19 protein-coding genes are annotated in these 19,432 nt (G+C 70.5%); 10 read left to right on the top strand and 9 right to left on the bottom strand.

The window, feature by feature from the left end; genetic code table 11:
- Nucleotides 1–8: 8 nt before the first annotated feature.
- The 5 genes from ACFYPR_RS17215 (at nt 9) to ACFYPR_RS17195 (ending at nt 4,445) form a co-directional block, all read left to right on the top strand.
- Complete coding sequence (locus ACFYPR_RS17215) at nt 9–1,169, top strand: glycosyltransferase family 4 protein (protein ID WP_387260812.1); 1,161 nt, start codon at nt 9–11, stop codon at nt 1,167–1,169.
- Nucleotides 1,170–1,251: 82 nt separating this feature from the next.
- On the top strand, nt 1,252–1,755 hold the full coding sequence (locus tag ACFYPR_RS17210; protein ID WP_354861800.1) for a hypothetical protein: 504 nt from the start codon (nt 1,252–1,254) through the stop codon (nt 1,753–1,755).
- A gap of 156 nt (nt 1,756–1,911) precedes the next feature.
- Nucleotides 1,912–2,829: a pyridoxal 5'-phosphate synthase lyase subunit PdxS gene (gene pdxS / locus ACFYPR_RS17205; protein WP_354861802.1), complete on the top strand. Its 918-nt coding sequence runs from the start codon at nt 1,912–1,914 to the stop codon at nt 2,827–2,829.
- Nucleotides 2,830–2,831: 2 nt separating this feature from the next.
- Entirely contained in the window at nt 2,832–3,434 is a 603-nt protein-coding gene (gene pdxT / locus ACFYPR_RS17200) for a pyridoxal 5'-phosphate synthase glutaminase subunit PdxT (protein ID WP_354861804.1), read from the top strand.
- A 258-nt stretch (nt 3,435–3,692) separates the two neighbouring features.
- Nucleotides 3,693–4,445, top strand: a complete 753-nt coding sequence (locus tag ACFYPR_RS17195; RefSeq protein ID WP_139587604.1) for a YebC/PmpR family DNA-binding transcriptional regulator — start codon at nt 3,693–3,695, stop codon at nt 4,443–4,445.
- 100 nt (nt 4,446–4,545) lie between these two features.
- On the opposite strand, the gene ACFYPR_RS17190 is transcribed toward ACFYPR_RS17195, so the two are convergent.
- Nucleotides 4,546–4,854, bottom strand: coding sequence for a hypothetical protein (locus tag ACFYPR_RS17190; RefSeq protein WP_387260808.1), 309 nt, complete (start codon nt 4,852–4,854; stop codon nt 4,546–4,548).
- A 436-nt stretch (nt 4,855–5,290) separates the two neighbouring features.
- Here ACFYPR_RS17190 and ACFYPR_RS17185 point away from each other — a divergent pair, with 436 nt between their 5' ends.
- The 3 genes from ACFYPR_RS17185 (at nt 5,291) to ACFYPR_RS17175 (ending at nt 7,473) form a co-directional block, all read left to right on the top strand.
- Nucleotides 5,291–6,169, top strand: a complete 879-nt coding sequence (locus tag ACFYPR_RS17185) for a helix-turn-helix domain-containing protein (protein ID WP_387260806.1) — start codon at nt 5,291–5,293, stop codon at nt 6,167–6,169.
- Nucleotides 6,162–6,353 (top strand): DUF397 domain-containing protein, encoded by a 192-nt coding sequence (locus ACFYPR_RS17180; protein ID WP_387260803.1) that lies wholly within the window; start codon nt 6,162–6,164, stop codon nt 6,351–6,353. The genes ACFYPR_RS17185 and ACFYPR_RS17180 overlap by 8 nt, the downstream gene beginning before the upstream one ends.
- 502 nt (nt 6,354–6,855) lie before the next feature.
- The gene (locus ACFYPR_RS17175; protein ID WP_354861815.1) at nt 6,856–7,473 is read left to right on the top strand and encodes a DUF402 domain-containing protein; all 618 of its coding nucleotides are present in this window, start codon (nt 6,856–6,858) and stop codon (nt 7,471–7,473) included.
- A 151-nt stretch (nt 7,474–7,624) separates the two neighbouring features.
- On the opposite strand, the gene ACFYPR_RS17170 is transcribed toward ACFYPR_RS17175, so the two are convergent.
- The 8 genes from ACFYPR_RS17170 to ACFYPR_RS17135 all read right to left on the bottom strand — a co-directional run bounded on the left by ACFYPR_RS17170 (nt 7,625) and on the right by ACFYPR_RS17135 (nt 14,482).
- Entirely contained in the window at nt 7,625–8,686 is a 1,062-nt protein-coding gene (locus tag ACFYPR_RS17170; protein WP_363937048.1) for an ABC transporter permease, read from the bottom strand.
- The gene (locus tag ACFYPR_RS17165) at nt 8,683–9,576 is read right to left on the bottom strand and encodes an ATP-binding cassette domain-containing protein (protein WP_355136300.1); all 894 of its coding nucleotides are present in this window, start codon (nt 9,574–9,576) and stop codon (nt 8,683–8,685) included. The genes ACFYPR_RS17170 and ACFYPR_RS17165 overlap by 4 nt, the downstream gene beginning before the upstream one ends.
- An 81-nt stretch (nt 9,577–9,657) precedes the next feature.
- On the bottom strand, nt 9,658–10,356 hold the full coding sequence (locus ACFYPR_RS17160; protein ID WP_387260801.1) for a response regulator: 699 nt from the start codon (nt 10,354–10,356) through the stop codon (nt 9,658–9,660).
- Nucleotides 10,353–11,681, bottom strand: coding sequence for a sensor histidine kinase (locus ACFYPR_RS17155; RefSeq protein ID WP_387260798.1), 1,329 nt, complete (start codon nt 11,679–11,681; stop codon nt 10,353–10,355). The genes ACFYPR_RS17160 and ACFYPR_RS17155 overlap by 4 nt, the downstream gene beginning before the upstream one ends.
- A gap of 119 nt (nt 11,682–11,800) precedes the next feature.
- The gene (locus ACFYPR_RS17150) at nt 11,801–12,748 is read right to left on the bottom strand and encodes a permease prefix domain 1-containing protein (protein ID WP_387260796.1); all 948 of its coding nucleotides are present in this window, start codon (nt 12,746–12,748) and stop codon (nt 11,801–11,803) included.
- A complete protein-coding gene (locus ACFYPR_RS17145) occupies nt 12,745–13,086 on the bottom strand; it encodes a PadR family transcriptional regulator (protein WP_110564981.1) in 342 nt (113 codons plus the stop codon). Before ACFYPR_RS17145 ends, ACFYPR_RS17150 begins: the two co-directional genes overlap by 4 nt.
- A gap of 144 nt (nt 13,087–13,230) precedes the next feature.
- Nucleotides 13,231–13,770 carry an RNA polymerase sigma factor gene (locus tag ACFYPR_RS17140; protein WP_355065699.1) on the bottom strand — a complete coding sequence of 180 codons (540 nt, stop codon included), beginning with the start codon at nt 13,768–13,770 and terminating at the stop codon, nt 13,231–13,233.
- A 91-nt stretch (nt 13,771–13,861) separates the two neighbouring features.
- Nucleotides 13,862–14,482 carry an L-threonylcarbamoyladenylate synthase gene (locus tag ACFYPR_RS17135; RefSeq protein WP_387260793.1) on the bottom strand — a complete coding sequence of 207 codons (621 nt, stop codon included), beginning with the start codon at nt 14,480–14,482 and terminating at the stop codon, nt 13,862–13,864.
- Between the two features lie 132 nt (nt 14,483–14,614).
- On the opposite strand from ACFYPR_RS17135, the gene dnaE reads away from it, so the two are divergent.
- Both dnaE and ACFYPR_RS17125 read left to right on the top strand, forming a co-directional pair.
- The gene (dnaE, locus tag ACFYPR_RS17130; protein ID WP_387260791.1) at nt 14,615–18,145 is read left to right on the top strand and encodes a DNA polymerase III subunit alpha; all 3,531 of its coding nucleotides are present in this window, start codon (nt 14,615–14,617) and stop codon (nt 18,143–18,145) included.
- Nucleotides 18,146–18,202: 57 nt separating this feature from the next.
- Complete coding sequence (locus ACFYPR_RS17125; protein WP_363939220.1) at nt 18,203–19,411, top strand: YncE family protein; 1,209 nt, start codon at nt 18,203–18,205, stop codon at nt 19,409–19,411.
- Nucleotides 19,412–19,432: the final 21 nt, after the last annotated feature.

The raw sequence follows: 19,432 nt of genomic DNA, 5'->3' as shown, positions 1-19,432 counted from the left end.
GCTGACGCATGCGGATCGGCATCGTGTGCCCGTACTCGTTCGACGTCCCCGGCGGGGTGCAGAACCACGTCATGGATCTCGCCGAGGCGCTGATCGTGCTCGGTCACGAGGTCAGCGTGCTCGCTCCGGCGGATGAGGATTCGCCGCTGCCGGAGTACGTGGTGTCCGCCGGCCGGGCGGTGCCGCTGCCGTACAACGGGTCGGTGGCCCGGATCGCGTTCGGCCCGGTCTCGACCGCGCGGGTCCGGCGCTGGCTCACCAACGGTGACTTCGACGTGCTGCACGTGCACGAGCCGCTGACGTTGAGCCTGTCGCTGCTGGCGGTGCTCTCCGCTCGCGGCCCGGTGGTGGCCACGTTCCACACGGCGATGACCCGTTCGCGGGTGCTGGCCGCCGCGCAGGGTGTGCTGCAGATCGTGTTGGAGCGGATCACCGCCCGGATCGCGGTGAGCGCGCTGGCCCGCAAGGTGCAGGTCGAGCACATGGACGGCGGCGCGGTGGAGATCCCCAACGGGGTGGCGGTGGCGAAGTTCGCCGACGCCGAGCCGCTGCCAGGCTGGCCGGGGGAGTGCGGGCCGGGCACCGGCGGCACGGTGGGTTTCCTGGGCCGGTTCACGGAGGCGCGCAAGGGTTTCCCGGTGCTGCGGGACGCCTTCGTGGCGCTGGCGGCGACCCGCCCGGGGTTGCGGCTGCTGGTCGCCGGCCCGGGTGACCCGGACGACCTGTACGACCAGTTCCCGGCCGTGCTGCGGGAGCGGGTGACGTTCCTCGGGCTGGTCTCCGAGGCGGACAAGGCCCGGATGCTGCGCAGCGTGCACCTGTACGTGGCGCCGAACACCGGCGGCGAGTCGTTCGGGATGATCCTCACCGAGGCGCTGGCCGCCGGCACCACGGTGATCGCGAGTGACCTGGACGCGTTCCGCCGGGTGCTCGACGGTGGGCGGGCGGGGCGGCTGTTCCCGACCGGAGACGCGGTGGGATTGCGTGACGCCCTGTCCGAGCTGCTCGACGACCCGGCCGGGCGGGCCACGCTGAGCGCCTGCGGCGATCAGGTGGTGGCGAATTTCGACTGGCCGGTGGTTGCTCGGCGTGTTCTTGAGGTATACGCAGCGGCGATCGAGGCGACCGACGGGCGGGTCATCGACCAGGAATGGGTGGGGCTGGGCTGACCCGCGTGACGGATGGTGCGGCTGGTGACGCCGGTGACCGGCGCGGGCGTGCGCAACGGAGGAGAAACGGAGCAGCACTACGATGCCGCACATGTGGTGGGTGGTGGCCGCGAGTGTGCTCGTGGGGGTGCTTGCGGCGTACCTCATCTGGACCGCCGGCCGGGTCGAGCGGCTGCAGGGCCGCGCGGAGCTGGCGGCGCGGGCCCTCGACGCCCACCTGCTGCGCCGGGCAGCGGCCGCGGCGGTGCTGGCGGAGCGGCGTTTCGGCGTCGAGTTGTACGCGGCGGCCCGGATCGCGCTGGACGCTCCGCCGCAGGAGCGGGAGGCGGCTGAGAACGACCTGACCCGGCAGTTGCGCTCGGTGCGGCTGGACGCGGCCGATCCGGACTGCACGGCGGTCATCGCGGCGAGCCGCCGTCTCGCGTTGTCCCGGCAGGTGCACACCGACCTGGTTCGCGACGCCCGGTCGGCGCGCAGTCGTCCGCTGGTGCGGTTGTTTCGGATGGGGCGGGGCCGGGAGTGGCCGCGCTACTTCGACATCGACGACCCGACGCTCGTCGTGCCGGCCGACGTTCCGGCCGGCTGATCGGGGCGGGCGGAGGCTGACCGGGGCGGGCCGGCGCGGCGGTGAGCAGGGCCACAGTGCAGGCCACCGGGGGTCTGATTGGCTGTCGGCGCGGCGTTGACCAGTGCGTAGCATTTCCGCTGCCACCCCCACCGCACGTCCAAGGAGCGATGACCCGTGCCCGAAACCACCGCCTCGACCACCGGCACCGCCCCCGTCGTCGGCACGGCCCGCGTGAAGCGGGGCATGGCCGAGATGCTCAAGGGCGGCGTGATCATGGACGTCGTCAACGCCGAGCAGGCCAAGATCGCCGAGGACGCCGGCGCGGTCGCGGTGATGGCCCTGGAGCGGGTGCCCGCCGACATCCGCGCGCAGGGCGGGGTGTCCCGGATGAGCGACCCCGACATGATCGACGGGATCATCGAGGCGGTGTCCATCCCGGTGATGGCCAAGGCCCGCATCGGTCACTTCGTGGAGGCGCAGATCCTCCAGTCGCTCGGCGTCGACTACGTCGACGAGTCCGAGGTGCTGACCCCGGCCGACTACGCGAACCACATCGACAAGTGGGCGTTCACCGTGCCCTTCGTCTGTGGCGCGACCAACCTGGGCGAGGCGCTGCGCCGGATCACCGAGGGCGCGGCCATGATCCGCTCCAAGGGCGAGGCCGGCACCGGTGACGTCTCCAACGCCACCACCCACATGCGCAAGATCCGCCAGGAGATCCGCCGGCTGTCCTCGCTGCCGGCCGACGAGCTGTACGTCGCCGCGAAGGAGCTGCAGGCCCCGTACGAGCTGGTCAAGGAGGTCGCCGAGAGCGGCAAGCTGCCGGTGGTGCTGTTCACCGCCGGCGGGATCGCCACGCCGGCCGACGCGGCGATGATGATGCAGCTCGGCGCGGAGGGCGTCTTCGTCGGCTCCGGCATCTTCAAGGCCGGCAACCCGGCTCAGCGGGCCGCCGCGATCGTCAAGGCCACCACCTTCCACGACGACCCGGATGTGCTGGCGAAGGTCTCCCGGGGTCTGGGTGAGGCGATGGTCGGCATCAACGTCGACGAGATCCCGCAGCCGCACCGCCTGGCCGAGCGCGGTTGGTGAGGATGAACCGACCCACCATCGGTGTGCTCGCGCTCCAGGGCGACGTCCGGGAGCACGTGGCGGCGCTGGCCGCGGCGGGCGCGGATGCCCGCCCGGTCCGCCGCCCGAGCGAGCTGGACGCGGTCGACGGGCTGGTGATCCCGGGGGGCGAGTCCACCACCATCAGCAAGCTCGCCGACATCTTCGAGATGCGTGAGCCGATCGACAAGCGGATCGCCGACGGCATGCCGGTCTACGGCTCCTGCGCCGGCATGATCATGCTGGCCACCGAGGTGCTGGACGGTCGGGCCGACCAGCGCGGCTTCGCCGGGATCGACATGACCGTACGGCGTAACGCGTTCGGCCGGCAGGTCGACTCGTTCGAGGCGCCGGTGGAGGTCGCCGGCGTGCCGGGGGAGCCGTTCCACGCGGTGTTCATCCGCGCGCCGTGGGTTGAGCGCGTCGGCGCGGCCGTCCAGGTGATCGGGAAGGTGACCGGCGGCCCGGCCGCCGAGCGGATCGTGGCGGTGCGGCAGGGCAACCTGCTGGCCACCTCGTTCCACCCTGAGCTGACGGGTGACCTGCGCGTACACGCGTACTTCGTGGAGCTGGTGCGCGCCGCCTGAGCGGCGGAAGCGCGGTGGCGGGCATGAATCCCGCCCCCGGATCGTTGGTCTGGGCAGGCCCCGGCGCCGTGCCGCCGCCCCGGGCCGGTCCCGGGCGTGACATGGCGGGGTGTGACCTCGGTAAGATTGTCGCGGTTCGGCAGGGCCGTCGCCCGGCGCGGCACTTCCCGCGGGGCCGACCGGCCGCCGGATCGCCGATGCGGCGCGGAATCGGTGCGGCAGTCGACGCAGGCGTGCAATGACAGACGGAGGTAGAAGATGTCCGGCCACTCAAAGTGGGCGACGACCAAGCACAAGAAGGCCGTCATCGACGCCAAGCGCGGCAAGATGTTCGCCAAGCTGATCAAGAACGTCGAGGTGGCCGCGCGGACCGGTGGCGGCGACCCGTCCGGTAACCCGACGCTCTTCGACGCGATCCAGAAGGCGAAGAAGAGCTCGGTGCCGAACGACAACATCGACCGCGCCGTCAAGCGCGGCTCCGGCCTGGAGGCCGGCGGCGCCGACTGGCAGACCATCATGTACGAGGGGTACGGCCCGAACGGCGTGGCCATGCTCATCGAGTGCCTCACCGACAACCGCAACCGGGCCGCGACCGAGGTGCGCACCGCGCTCACCCGCAACGGCGGCTCGCTCGCCGACGCCGGCTCGGTGTCGTACATGTTCTCCCGCAAGGGCGTGGTGATCGTGCCCAAGGAGGGCACCAGCGAGGACGACGTGATGATGGCCGTGCTCGACGCCGGCGCCGAGGAGGTCAACGACCTCGGTGAGGCGTTCGAGGTGGTCTCCGAGCCGACCGACCTGATTCCGGTGCGCACCGCGCTGCAGGACGCCGGCATCGAGTACGAGTCGGCCGAGTCCTCCCTGATCCCCAGCATGAACGTCCCGCTCGACGAAGAGGGCGCCCGCAAGATCTTCAAGCTGATCGACGTCCTGGAGGACTGCGACGACGTGCAGAACGTCTACGCGAACTTCGACGTCAGCGACGACGTGATGGCGGCCGTCGACGCCTGAGGTCCGGCCTGCCCGGCCTGCCCGGCGTGATCCACACCAGGTCGCCGATGTGGGGGTGTCCGCGCGAGCGGTTGCCCCCATATCGGCGACCTGACGTGTGTCAGCGCCCCCTTGATCGGCTCGGGATGACGGGTGCCACCGGCAGCAGCCCGGCAGGCCGCACGACGATCGACCGTCGGGCGATCGCGTCCAGTCTCGGCCCCACCTCGTAGCCGTCGAGCCAGACCCACCCGTCATAGGTTGGCCAGTCGAGAACGCGGATGACGCGGAACAGGATCGGCCGGCTGAACTGGATCCTCGCCGCGCGGGTGACCTGAAAGAGGTCACCCGCCCGCACGGCCGCCGGATTTCCGGTCGCGCCACGCCTTGAGATGATCACTTGCCTCGACCAGCCGGGGACACGAACCATCCGGGCCGCACCTGGTGCAGACGTTGCGATGATGAAAGTCGATCACGTAGCTCGCCATCGTCACGAGGAACGGCGGCTCGGGTCGGGGCTCCTCACCCATCATGGCGATCACCTCGCTGGGGCGACGCCGCGCTCTTCTCCTCGCTCGACGCGAGCGGCGTGGTGCGCCGGTAGGCGCCAGCCCGGCCCGGGAACCGGGTCCGCTCCACCACGTCGACTGGCTCATCCGGTCGGTGAAACCACTTCCAACGGCACACGGCCTGCCTCCCGAAGTCAATGCGAGTAGGGCATCTAGCAGGCAGGATTCCGTTGCCGGCCAACGATCTGCAACGTCTCACACCGAAAACCGCGCTTCGAGATTGACGGCGTCTCGTTTGGCCGGCCATGCTGTTCCAGATGAGACAGACAGGCCACGAGAGGTGAGACCGGAGGCCGAATGAGTGAGGTCGGTTCGTCAGTCCCACGGCGGCAACTCGGGCGGCTTCTGCGCCAGGCACGTGAGGAAGCCGGAATCAACCTTGAGGCTGCCGCCAATGACCTCGAATGGTCCCGCGCCAAGATGTACCGGTTGGAGAGTGGCCAGACTGCGCTGCGTACTCATGACGTGGTGTTGATGTGTCAGCTCTACGGCACGTCTGCCGAACTGACCGAGGTGTTGGTCAGTCTTGCCCGGGAGAGCAAGTCCCGGGGGTGGTGGCACGCCTATGACGAGGTGATCCCGGGCTGGTTCGAGTTGTACGTGGGACTGGAGGCCGCCTCCTCTTCCATCCGCCAGTACGAGCCGACCCTCATTCCCGGACTCCTCCAGACCCCGGAGTACATGGCCGCGGTGTTCGAGACCAAACCCGGGCGTACCCCGCAGGAGGTGGCGCAGAAGGTCGCCCTACGGATGCAGCGACAGAAGCTGTTGACCAGGCGCAGTCCTGCGGCCCCGCGTCTTGATGTCGTGATCGACGAAGCCGTGGTCCGCCGACCCATCGATGACATCGAGGGCTGGCGGATGCAACTCGCTCACCTGGTCAACGCCGCTCAAGCGCCGAACATCGCCGTCCGGGTGCTGCCGCTGGGGATCGGACCGCACCGGGCATCCGTTGCCGGAGCCTTCGTCTTGCTCGATTTTCCGGCAATCGGCACCCGGCCGGCGGAGCCCAGCACGGTCTACAGCGAGTCGCTGACCGGTGGCCTCTACCTCGATCGTCCGGCGGAGGTCCAGACGTACTCTGAGGTCTGGCAGGCGCTTTGGGATCTTGCCCTGCCCGAGCGCGCCTCGGAGGATCTGGTGAGCACAGTGATCAAGGAGACCTACGATGAGTGATCTGACCGGTGCCCGCTGGCGCACGAGCACACGTAGTGGCAATGAGGGCAACTGCGTGGAGGTCGCGGACAACCTTCCCGGTGTCGTGGCCATCCGGGACAGCAAGGACGTCGAGGGGCCGGCGCTCACCTTCTCCCCGGCGGCCTGGGCCGCGTTCGTGACCCACGCCAAGGCCGCCGAGTAGCACCCAACGCGTGATCGACTCGACATCATGGAAGTGGGGGTGTCCGACGCGTGGGGATACCCCGCTTTCCGTGAAACGGAGTCGATCAAGCGCCCCGGCGCCGCCGGGCGCCCGGCGGGAGCCGTCGGCCCTCCCGGCGAAGCTGTCGCCGAAGCACAGCTCCAACCGCACAGGGTGGTCGCGTCGACGCCCGCTGTCCAGCCTCTGACTCCTCCTAGACGAATAATTCCTAATCTTGGCTGGGGCGGTGGGCGCGGCCAGCGGTGACCCTCGGTCACCTCCGTCGGGGCGGATGCGGTCGTAAGCGGTATACCTCAGAGTCATATTCATACCTCTGAGGTATACCGCTCAACAGCAGTCCGACACGGCGGGCAGCCAAAGCGGATGACCAGCGCCCTTCGCCGCAACCCCAGCCCCGTCTTGAGTTAGGACTTATTCGTCTAGGGGAGCGGCGGCCGTAGGCTTCCTTCCTCGGGGAGCGAACGAGGAGGTTCCGGGGGAGATGGTGGAACGCCGATTCGCGCCGGGTGAGGTGGTCGTCCGGCGGGAGATCCTGCGGGGCGAGGTCTGGTTCGGCTGCCCGACGATCTGCGTCGAGGACTCGCCCGACCTGCTCGCCCTCTACCTCCCGCCGGGGGCGGAGTTCGGCTTCCCGACCGACGGCGTCTTCCCCTGTGGCCGGCACCCGTGGGAGACGGCCGGCCACCGCTCCTGGTCGGGGCACGGCAAGCTGATGCTGCACCGGCCGGGCGAGGCGCACTCGGTGGACGTGTTCTGGACGGGCCCGCAGCGCGACTTCGCCGGCTGGTACTTCAACCTGCAGGATCCGCTGCGGCGTACCCCGATCGGGGTGGACACTCTCGACCACGAGCTGGACCTGTGGTGGGGCGCGGACGACGACCGGTACGTCTGGAAGGACGTCGAGATGTTCGCGCAGCGCCTCGTCGAGGGGCGCTACCCGGGCATGGCGGACGCGATCCGCGGCGAGGGCGACCGGATCGCCGCCCTGCTCGACGCGGGTCAGCGGTGGTGGGATCCGGCGTGGGCGCGGTGGCAACCCGATCCGGCCTGGTCGGCGCCCCGGTTGCCGGCCGGCTGGGCCTCGGTGCCCACCCGCTGACCACGGGCGACTGCCGTGTGAGCCGCGCCGGCCGTGTGGTCGGTCAGCACTCCGCCCCCGATCGACGAGAAACATCTGGTCGGGTGGCCGGTGTACGCGACGGGCGCCGGTGTCCGCTCAGGACACCGACGCCCGCGTGGGCCCTCGCGGGTCAGCCGATGCTCTCCCGCTCCCGCCAGGCGGCGCGCAGCGAGGTCCGGCCGTTGGTGCGGAGCAGCGAACCCTCGTAGACGCGGGCCCCGGCGACCACGAAGGCGCCGGCGGCGACCAGCAGGACGGCGAGCGACACGATCGGCTCCCAGCCGGCCGCGTCGCCGGTGAACAGCCGCAGCGGCATCGCCGTGGGCGACGAGAACGGCAGGTACGACAGCACCCGCATCGCGGTCGCGTTGTCGTTCAGGAAGATCACCGCGAAGAACGGCAGCATGACGGCGAGCTGCACCGGTGTCGACACACCGGCGATGTCCTCCTGGCGGTTGACCAGGGCGCCGGCCGCCGCCCACATCGCGGCCAGCAGCACGAAGCCGAGCAGGAAGAACGGCACGAACCAGCCGATCGCCGGAGCGAGCAGGGTGAGCAGGTCCCCGCTGTCACCGATCCGCATGCCGAGGACGGTTACGAGACCAATCAGCGCGATCTGCCCGAGCGCCAGGATGCCCCCGGCGATCACCTTGCCGGCCAGCAGCGCCCGTACCGGCACGGCCGCCACCAGGATCTCCACGATCCGGGTCTGCTTCTCCTCGGTGACGCTCTGCGCGATCTGCAGGCCGAAGGTCTGCGAGGTGATGAAGAAGACGAACGCGAACACGAACGGCACCAGGAACGCCACCACCGGGTCGACCGCGTCGGGGTCGAGGAGGCGCACCGGCGGCGCGATGCTCAGCGCCCGGACCACCTCGTGAGGTGCGTCGTCCATGGCGAGCACCGCCGGACCGCTGACGACCGCGGCGTCCACGTCCCCGTCGCGGACGGCCTGCTCGGCGGCCCGGTCGTCGGCTACCACCCGGACGTCGAGCCCGGCGGCGCGCAGCGGGCCGGCCGCGTCCTGGGTGACGGCCACGCTCTTCGGGCCGCCGGAGAGCAACGGCGGCAGGATGGTGCCGGCGGCGGCGATCACCAGGAAGAACAGCGTGCCGAACAGGAAGGTGCGATCGCGGAGCTTGACCCGGATCTCGCGTTCGGCGACCAGCCGGGTGGCCTGGGTGACGTTCACTGGGTGACCTCTCGGAAGATCTCGGTGAGCGAGGGGCTGACCGGGCGGAAGGCGCGGACCGGGCCGCGGGCGAGGGCCGCGTGCAGGATGGGCTGCTCGTCGGCGCCGACCGGCAGGTCGAAGACCGCCCGCGCGCCGTCCAGCTCGACCAGGGTGACCCCGGGCTGGTCGCGGACCCAGCCGGCGTCGGTCGCCACCACCAGCTCAAAGCGGGGCGAGGTGTACGAGTCGCGCAGCCGCGTACGGCTTCCGGCGGCCCGGATCACCCCGTCATTGATGATCACCAGGTCGTCGCAGAGGCGCTCCACCACGTCGAGTTGGTGGCTGGAGAACAGCACCGGCACTCCGGCAGCGGCGCGTTCGCGCAACACGGCGACGACCGTGTCGACGGCGAGGGGGTCGAGACCGGAGAACGGCTCGTCGAGCACCAGCACCTCGGGGTCGTGCACCAGCGCGGCGGCGATCTGGGCCCGCTGCTGGTTGCCCAGCGACAGCGTCTCCAGCAGGTCGTCGCCGCGCTCACCCAGCCCGACCCGCTCCAGCAGAGCGTCCGTGGCGCGGCGGGCGGCGGGGGCGTCCAGGCCGTGCAACCGGCCCAGATAGGCGACCTGCTCCCGCGTGGTCATCTTGGGGTACAGGCCCCGTTCCTCCGGCATGTAGCCGAAGCGGCGGCGGTCCTGCCGGGTGAGCTTCGCGCCGCCCCAGCTCACCTCCCCGGCGTCGGGGGCGAGCACACCCAGGATGATCCGCATGGTGGTGGTCTTGCCGGCGCCGTTGGCGCCGACGAAGCCGGTCATCCGGCCGGCGGCCACCTCGAAGGACACGTTCTTGAGCACCTGCCGGTCGCCGAAACTGCGGTCGACGCCGTCGAGTTGGAGCGTTCTCGTCACGCGTCCACGCTAGATCGAACCCGTCGGCCCGCCATCCCTCCGGGGGCTAAGCCGAGGGGTCCGCCGAGCGACGGACACCGGTCATCCGCCGGGGCGGACCACCCCGTTCTCGTACGCGAACACCACCGCCTGGACCCGGTCGCGCAGGCCCAGTTTCGCCAGCACCCGACTCACGTGCGTCTTCACCGTCGCCTCGCCGAGGCACATCGTCGCAGCGATCTCGGCGTTGCTCGAGCCGGCGGCGAGCAGCACCAGCACCTCCCGTTCCCGCGGGGTCAGCTCGCCCAGCGCGGCCTCGGCATCGGTCCCCCGGTGCGCGGTGCCCGCCGGATCACCGGGACGGGCGAACGTGGAGATCACCCGGCGGGTGATCTCCGGGGCGAGCAGACCGTCGCCGCGGGCCAGCACCCGGATCGCCTCGATCAGCTCCTCGGGTGTGCCGTTCTTGAGCAGGAAACCGCTGGCCCCGGCCCGCAGCGCGGTGAAGAGATAGTCGTCGCGGTCGAAGGTGGTGAGGATCAGCACCGCCGGTGCGTCGGGCCCGTCGTCGGTGATCCGCCGGGTGGCCTCCAGCCCGTCCATGCCGGGCATCTCCACGTCCATCAGCACCACGTCCGGGCGCGTGGCGCGGGCCATGGTGACGGCCCGCGCGCCGTCGGCGGCCTCACCGACCACCGTGATGTCGTCCTCCACCTCCAGGATGATCCGAAAGCCGGTGCGCACGAGATGCTGGTCGTCGGCGAGCAGCACCCGGATCGGGGTGATCGATGCGGTGCTCACGACGACCGCCCCGCCCCGGCCGTCAACGACCGTCCGTCTCCGGTTTCGCGCTGCCGGCCGATCGCCGGGTCCGCGAGCGGGAAGCGGGCACGGACCCGCCAACCCCCGCCGGCCCGGGGCCCGGCCTCCAGCTCGCCGTCGTGCGCGGTGACCCGCTCGCGCATCCCGATCAGGCCGAGCCCGGCGGCATCGGCCCGGCCGCCGGTCCGTCCGTCGTCGGTCACGTCGACCTCCACCTCCCGGGCCAGATAGCGGACCCGCACATCCAGCAGATCCGCCCCGGCGTGCTTCAGGGTGTTGGTCACCGCCTCCTGCGTCACCCGGTAGGCAGCCTGCGAGACCGACTCGGGCAGTGCGACGGGCTCGCCGTACACCCCGAGGGTGGCCGTCAGGCCCGCGGCCCGCGCCCGCTCGACCAGCTCGGCGATGCGCTCGACGTCGCCGGGCGCGGGCCGCTCAACGTCGCCGTCGCCGGAGGCGCGCAGCACGCCGAGCATCCGGCGCAGCTCGTCGACGGCGGTGCGGGCGCTCTGCTCGATGGCGGTGAGTGCCGTGCGGGCCTTGCCCGGGTCGCGGTCGAACACCCGGCGGCAGGCGGACGCCTGTACGCCCATCACCGACACGTGGTGGGCGACGACGTCGTGCAGCTCCCGGGCGATCCGGACCCGTTCGCCGAGCACCGCCCGCTCCCGGCCCTCGGCCTGGGACCGGCGCAGCTCCTCGGCCTGTTCGCGCAGCTCGTGCTCGCGCCGCGCGGCCACCCAGGCGGTCTCGCCGAAGAAGTACGCGAACCCGAAGACCAGCACGTTGACCAGGACGCCGCTGACCATCGCGGCGAGCACCGGCGGCACCGGGCCGACCGCGTCGTCGAAGGCGCCGGGCGGGATGTGGTCGATCGTCACCGCGTAGTAGACGCCCAGCCAGGCGAACATCGTGGCGATCACGCCGATCCGCAGCCGGCGGGCCACCCGGCGGTCCGGTCCCCAGGCGCCCATCGTGTAGAGGGCGCAGAACAGGGCCCACGCGGAGAACTGGGTCTCCGGCGCCGACCGGGCCTGCGCGGCGATGAACGCCACCGCGACGACCAGCAGGGTGGCGGCCGGCCAGCGCCGCCGCCCGACCAGCGGAAGCGTCACCGCGACGGTCCAGAACAGCTGCTCCAGCCCGGACGGCGGTGGCCCCAGCAGGAACGCCCCGGTGCTGCGGGCCAGGGTGAGGCTGACCAGCGCCAGCCCGGTCACCGCGAGCCCGATCCACAGGTCGATCCGCCGCTGCTGGGCCGTCGGGCCCGGACGCCGCCACTCGTCGCGCTGTGCCTCGGTCATCCGGGAACGATGCCACGTCGCCGGCCGCGCCCGCTATCCGGACGGACCGGCGGTGACCGCGCGCCGACGTGCGGCGGCCCGACGCGGTGTCCGCGCCGGGCCGCCGTCTCCGCTGTCGCTCAGGTCGTCTGGCGACGGGTCTTGAGGGCCGTGTCGATCAGGTCCCACACCAGCACCACTGCGGCGCCCAGCGCGATGAGGGCGTTGAGAAGGTTGCGGTTGTCCGCGTCCGCCAGCCAGCTCAGCCGCTCGCCCAGGGCCGGGTTGAGCAGCGCGTCGGAGAGCGCCAGCCCGGCCAGCGCCACCGTGAACGCGAGGTTGAGCAGCGCCTTCACCGCGAACAGGGGCCAGCTCCAGCGCCCGATCCGGTACTTGACGATCTCGAACACCGCGATGGCGAGCAGGACGACGATCAGCGCCGGCAGCCAGAACGACCAGAGCGCCGGGTCGAGGACGGGGATGTTGTCGCCGTCGCTGGCACGCACCCACGACTGGTAGTGCTGCAAGGGCAGGTAGCCGATGGTCAGCACCAGCATGGCCACCGACGCGATGGTGTCGACGAGGGAGATGTCGCGGTGCGCGGGGACGTCGGGCAGCTCGTCGACGGTCCAGTCGGGCAGGTCGGCGGTGGGCTGGGACCGCTCGATGAGGACGAAGGTCAGCGTGAGCCAGAAGCTGATGTGCACGGCCACGTGCAGGGCGACGACGAGGCCCGGCCCGATGGCGCCGAAGCCCTTGCCCTCGACCACGTTGACGACCGTGACCACCGTGCCGGCGAGCGCCGGGATGAAGCTGAGCAGCAGCTTCAGCAGCCGCAACCAGACCAGGTAGTAGGTGGGGCCGAGGAGCTGGAGTCGGCGGTCGGCGTAGCGGGCGGCCAGCCGGTCGGGGTTGCCCAGCTCGGTGAGCACCTCCCGCTCGGCGGCCGCCGCGTCCTCGCCGCCCCCCGTCCGGTCCTCGATCATGTCCTCGATCGAGGCGCGCAGCTCGGTCGCGATCTCGTCGCGCCGCTGGGCGGGCACCGAGCGCAGGGTGGCGGCCAGGTAGCGGTCGGTCAGGGTGTTCATCGGTCCACTCCTTGGATCAGCCCGGTGATGGAGGTCTGTACGGCGGCGAGGTCGTCCAGGAGCCGGCTCAGCATCGACTCGCCCTCGTCGCTGGTCCGGTAGAACTTGCGCGGCCGGCTCTCCTCGGTGTTCCACTCGCTGGTCAGCAGGCCCTGGTCCTCCAGGCGGCGCAGCAGCGGGTAGAGCGTGTTGGCGTCGACCGGAAAGCCGTGGTCGGTGAGCCGTTGCAGCAGTGCGTAGCCGTAGTCCGGTCGGCGGAGCGCGACCAGGCTGGCCACCACGACGGTGCCTCGACGCAGCTCCTGCAGGTGCGTCCGTAGAACATCCTCGCTAACCATGTGTCACACCATACTGTGTGGCACACACTGTTGTCCACTACGACATCATCGTGTTTGCCCAAGCCCCGTTTCGGCCGCTCCGACATGCGGCGACCCCCACGGTGGCCGCGAGGACGACGACGAGCCGGCGGGACGACGCCGGGCTCATCCGGCGCCGAGCCGTTGCCGGACCTGCCGCCGGGCCAGGTGCAACCGGGACTTCACCGTGCCCACCGGCACGTCGAGCAGGGCGGCGATCTCGGGGTAGCTCAGCCCGAGGACGTCGCGCAGGGCCACCACCTCGGCGTGGTCGGGGTGGACCGAGTCGAACGCGTCGAGCAGATCGAGGCGGGTGCCCGCGACCACGCTGGTCCGTCGGGGATCGGCCTGGTCGGGCACCGGAACGCCGCCGGCCTCCAGTCGACAGCGGCGTCGCAGCGTGCGGTACGTGGAGCGGGCCCGGTTGGCGGCCAGCGGGTGCAGCCAGGTGCGAAACGAGGAGCGACCCTCGAATCGGTCGACGCCGCCGGCCAGCGCCAGGAGCGTGTCCTGGCAGGCTTCCTCGGCGTCCTGGCGGTTGGGCAGGAATCGGGCGCACAGCCGCAGCACCTCCGGACGCACCGCGACCAGCAGGGCGTCCAGCGCCGCCGGGTCGCCCTGCGCGGCGCGGCGGGCCAGGGCGTCGAGGTCCGGGGGGTCGGGCATGCCGGGTGTCCAATGCTCGCCGGTGGCCGATCCTCAAGCGTACGGCCGGCGGCGGTGGCCCGCCCTCGTCCGGTCCGGCACCCGACCCGCGCTACTCGAACCGGGAGACGTCGCCGGCGCCCCGGCGCAGGATCTCCGGCTCGGGCCCGGACAGGTCGATCACCGTCGTCGGCTCCTTGCCGCAGTCGCCGGCGTCGAGCACCGCGTCGAGCTGGTGGTCGAGCCGTTCCTTGATCTCCCAGCCCTGGGTCATCGGCTCGTCCTCGCCGGGCAGCGCCAGGGTGCTCGACACCAGCGGCTCGCCCAACTCGGCGAGCAGCGCCTGGGTCACGGTGTGCCGGGGCACCCGCACGCCGACGGTCCGCTTCTTCGGGTGCAGCATCCGGCGCGGCACCTCCTTGGTGGCCGGCAGGATGAACGTGTAGCTGCCCGGCGTGGACGCCTTCACCAGGCGGAAGACCGCGTTGTTGATCTGCACGAACTGGCCGAGCTGCGCGAAGTCCCGGCAGACCAGGGTGAAGTGGTGCCGGTCGTCGAGGTGGCGGATCTGGCGGATCCGGTCCAGGCCGTCCTGGTTGCCCAACTGGATGCCGAGCGCGTAGCAGGAGTCCGTCGGGTACGCGACCAGCCCACCGCCGCGGATCAGGTCCGCGACCTGGCCGATGACCCGTGGCTGCGGGTTCTCCGGGTGTACGTCGTAATACCTCGCCATGTTCCGAGAATAGTCGTGGGGGAGACGCGGACCACCCTCGGCGCGGACGGTGGAGCCGCCGAGATCACCTCGGTAGGGTAGGTCCCGGTCGGCTCCGACCACCGAGATCCACACCGCCGGGGGGCGCCAGGCATGGCTGATTCGTTCGCGCATCTGCACGTGCACACCGAGTACTCGATGCTCGACGGAGCGGCCCGGCTGAAGGACCTGTTCGCCGAGGCCAACCGGCTGGGCATGCCGGCGGTGGCGATCACCGACCACGGCAACATGCACGGCGCGAACGACTTCTACAACCAGGCGATGGCCGCCGGGATCACGCCGATCCTGGGCGTCGAGGCGTACGTGGCGCCGGAGTCGCGCTATCACAAGGCGCGGGTCAAGTGGGGTCGGCCGGAGCAGAAGAGCGACGACATCTCGGGTAACGGCGCGATCACCCACAAGACCATGTGGGCGAAGAACGCCCGGGGTCTGAAGAACCTGTTCACCCTCAACTCGCGCGCGTCCATGGAGGGGCACTACGTCAAGTGGCCCCGGATGGACATGGAGTTGATCGCCGAGCACGCCGAGGGCATCATGGCGACCACCGGCTGCCCGTCCGGCGCGGTGCAGACCCGGCTGCGGCTGGGGCAGTTCGACGAGGCGCTCAAGGTCGCCGCGAGCTACCAGGACATCTTCGGCAAGGAGAACTACTTCCTGGAGATCATGGATCACGGCCTCTCCATCGAGAGTCGGGTCCGCGAGGGTCTCACCGAGATCGCCCGCAAGCTCGACATCCCGCCGGTCGTCACCAACGACTCGCACTACACGCACGAGGCGCAGGCGACCGCGCACGACGTGCTGCTGTGCGTGCAGACCGGCAGCAACATCGACGACCCGAACCGGTTCCGCTTCGAGGGTGGCGGCTACTTCGTCAAGAGCGCCGACCAGATGCGGGCGGTCGACTCGTCCGAGCTGTGGCAGCAGGGCTGCCGCAACACCCTGCTGGTGGCCGAGAAGGTCGACCCGAAGGGCATGTTCGAGTTCCACAACCTGATGCCGCGCTTCCCGGTGCCCGAGGGTGAGACCGAGGAGTCCTGGTTCCGCAAGGAGACCTTCGCCGGGCTGGCCCGCCGCTACCCGAACGGCATCCCGGAGGGCCACGTCGTCCAGGCCGAGTACGAGCTGGGCGTCATCAACCAGATGGGCTTCCCGTCGTACTTCCTCGTGGTCGCCGACTTCATCCAGTGGGCGAAGAAGCAGGGCATCGCGGTGGGTCCGGGCCGTGGCTCGGCCGCCGGCTCGCTCGTGGCGTACGCGCTGGGCATCACCGACCTGGATCCGATCCAGCACGGCCTGATCTTCGAGCGGTTCCTCAACCCCGAGCGTGTCTCGATGCCGGATGTCGACATCGACTTCGACGAGCGTCGGCGCGGCGAGGTGATCAAGTACGTCACCGACAAGTGGGGTGAGGACAAGGTCGCCCAGATCGCGACCTTCGGCACGATCAAGGCGAAGGCCGCGATCAAGGACTCGGCCCGGGTGCTGGGTTTCCCGTACGCGGTCGGCGACCGGATCACCAAGGCGATGCCACCGGCCGTGATGGGCAAGGACATCCCGCTGACCGGCATCTTCGACCCGAAGCACCCCCGCTACGCCGAGGCCGGCGAGATCCGGGGCCTGTACGACTCCGACCCGGACGTCCGCAAGGTGATCGACACGGCCAAGGGCATCGAGGGGCTGATCCGGCAGACAGGTGTGCACGCCGCCGGCGTCATCATGTCCGCCGAGCCGATCATCGAGCACATCCCGTTGACGCGCCGCGACGCCGACGGGGCGATCATCACGCAGTTCGACTACCCGACCTGCGAGTCGCTCGGGCTGCTGAAGATGGACTTCCTCGGCCTGCGCAACCTGACGATCATCGACGACGCGGTCAAGAACATCGAGCTGAATCACGGCCTCAAGCTCGACCTGCTGGGCCTGCCGCTGGACGACAAGGCCGCGTACGAGCTGCTGGCCCGCGGTGACACCCTCGGCGTGTTCCAGCTCGACGGTGGGCCGATGCGGTCGCTGCTGCGGTTGATGAAGCCGGACAACTTCGAGGACATCTCCGCCGTCCTGGCGCTGTACCGGCCCGGCCCGATGGGCGTCGACTCGCACACCAACTACGCGCTGCGCAAGAACGGCCTCCAGGAGATCACGCCGATCCACCCGGAGCTGGAGGAGCCGCTGCGGGAGATCCTGGCGCCCACGCACGGCCTGATCGTCTACCAGGAGCAGGTGCAGCGCGCCGCGCAGATCCTCGCCGGCTACACCCTCGGTCAGGCGGACCTGCTGCGCCGCGCGATGGGTAAGAAGAAGAAGGAGATCCTCGACAAGGAGTTCATCCCGTTCCGGGACGGCTGCCGCGAGCGCGGCTACTCCGACGAGGCGATCCAGGCCGTGTGGGACGTGCTGGTGCCGTTCGCCGGGTACGCCTTCAACAAGGCGCACTCCGCCGCGTACGGCCTGGTGTCCTACTGGACCGCGTACCTCAAGGCGCACTACCCGGCCGAGTACATGGCGGGGCTGCTCACGTCCGTCGGTGACGACAAGGACAAGATGGCGCTCTACCTGTCCGAGTGCCGCCGGATGCGGATCCAGGTGCTGCCGCCGGACGTGAACACCTCGGCCGGGCCGTTCACGCCGGTCGGCAAGGACATCCGCTTCGGCCTGGCCGCGGTCCGCAACGTCGGCGCGAACGTGGTCGCCTCGATCATGCGGTGCCGCCAGGAGAAGAGCGACTACACCGACTTCTACGACTTCCTGTCCAAGGTGGACGCGGTGGTCTGCAACAAGAAGACCATCGAATCGCTGATCAAGGCGGGCGCGTTCGACTCGATGGAGCACCCCCGCAAGGGGCTGCTCGCGGTGCACGCCGACGCCATCGACGCGTACGCCGACGTCAAGCGCAAGGAGGCCGTCGGCCAGTACGACCTGTTCGGCGCCGGCTTCGGTGACGCCGACACCGGCAGCACGACGGTGATGCCGGTCATCGGCGACGGCGAGTGGGACAAGCGCGACAAGCTGGCCTTCGAGCGGGAGATGCTCGGCCTGTACGTCTCCGACCACCCCCTGTTCGGCCTCGAGCACATCCTGGGCGCGGCGGCCGACACCACCATCGCGTCCCTGGCCGAGGACGGGGCGGTGCCGGACGGGGCTGTCGTCACACTCGCCGGCATCCTCTCCGGGGTGCAGCGGCGGGTCACCAAGCAGGGGCGGGCCTGGGCCTCGGCCACGCTCGAGGACCTGGCCGGTGGGGTGGAGACGCTGTTCTTCCCCAACACCTACGAAGTGATCGGGCAGTACATCGCCGAGGACGCCATCGTGGTGGTCAAGGGTCGGGTGGACCGCCGCGACGACACCCCACGGATCATGGCGATGGACATGTCCATGCCGGACGTCAGCACCAGCGCCACCAACAAGCCGGTCACCCTCACCATCCCGGTGCACCGGTGCACGCCGCCGCTTGTGGAACGGCTCAAGGAGACCCTGGTGCTGCACCCCGGTGACACCGAGGTGCACGTCAAGCTGCTCAACGGTGGGCGCACCACCACCCTGCGGCTGGGCCCGTTCCGGGTGGCGGCGACCACCGCGCTGATGGGTGACCTGAAGAGCGTCCTCGGCCCGGCCAACGTGAGCTGACCTGGTTGGCCGTGGGGAATCACCAACATCAGGGGAAATGTCCGTTATCGTCATAAGGTGTCGTGTCGTCACCTGCGGGCCGTGGTCCCCGCCCTGGCACTGGTGGTCGGCCTCGCGTCCTGCACCGACCGGGGGTCCACCAACGAAGCCGATGCCGGGTCGACCGCGGCTGGGCCGACCTCAGCCGGGGCGAGCGCGGCCGGGCCGGCACCGACCGCCTTCGGCCCGCTGGCACCGGGAATGCCGACCTATCCGGCGGCCGGCAACGTCTACGCTGCCGCCGGCCCCGACCAGCTGACCGATGCGGTACGCGGCGACCGCCCGATGGTGTACGTGCCAAACACCAAGAGCAACGATGTCTGGTTGATCGACCCCGGGACGTACCAGGTGGTGGGGAAGTTCCCCGGCGGCCCGGAGCCCCAGCACGTCGTCCCCTCCTACGACCTGCGGACGCTCTACGTGGCGTCCAGTCAGATCCCCCGGGGTGGCCTGATCCCGATCGACGCCCGGACCGGTGAGCCGGGCGAGTTCCGCAACCTCGAGGACGTCTACAACCTCTACTTCACCCCCGACGGCAAGCAGGCGATCGTGGTCGCCGAGGCGTACCAGCGACTGGACTTCTACGACCTGGTTAGCTGGCAGCGGGTGCGGTCGGTGCGGTTTCCCGAGTGCGGCGGCATCAACCACATGGACTACTCCGCCGACGGCCGGACGATGCTGTTCAGTTGCGAGTTCGCCAACCGGATGCTGGTGCTGGACACTGCCTCCCTGCGCAAGGTGCGCGAGTTTCGCCTCACCCGGACGCCCGACGGGATGCCGCAGGACACCCGGCTGACTCCGGACGGCCAGCACTTCCTCGTCGCCGACATGCGCGCCAACGGGGTGTATGTCTTCGATGGCCTGGCCACCCGGCAGACCGCGTTCATCCCCACCGGCAGGGGCGCGCACGGCATCTACTTCAGCCGGGACGCCCGGCAGGCGTACGTCACCAACCGCGAGGAGGGCACGGTGACCGTGCTCGACCTGGCGAACCTGAAGCGCACCGCGACCTGGCGGATCCCGAACGGCAGCCCCGACATGGGCGGCCTGTCCGCCGACGGCAAGGTGCTGTGGCTCTCCGGGCGCTTCACCGACGAGGTGTACGCGCTGAACACCTCGACCGGCAAACTGCTGGCCCGGATCCCGGTCGGCAAGGGCCCGCACGGCCTCACCGTGTGGCCGCAGCCCGGTCGCTACTCCCTGGGCCACACCAGCAACATCCGCTAGCGGCCCGGTACCGGGCCGGCC

The organism is Micromonospora sp. NPDC005254, assembly GCF_042872525.1.
Lineage (GTDB): Bacteria > Actinomycetota > Actinomycetes > Mycobacteriales > Micromonosporaceae > Micromonospora.
The sequence above is the reverse complement of the archived record's forward strand: the minus strand, read 5'-3'. Positions and strand labels throughout refer to the sequence as shown.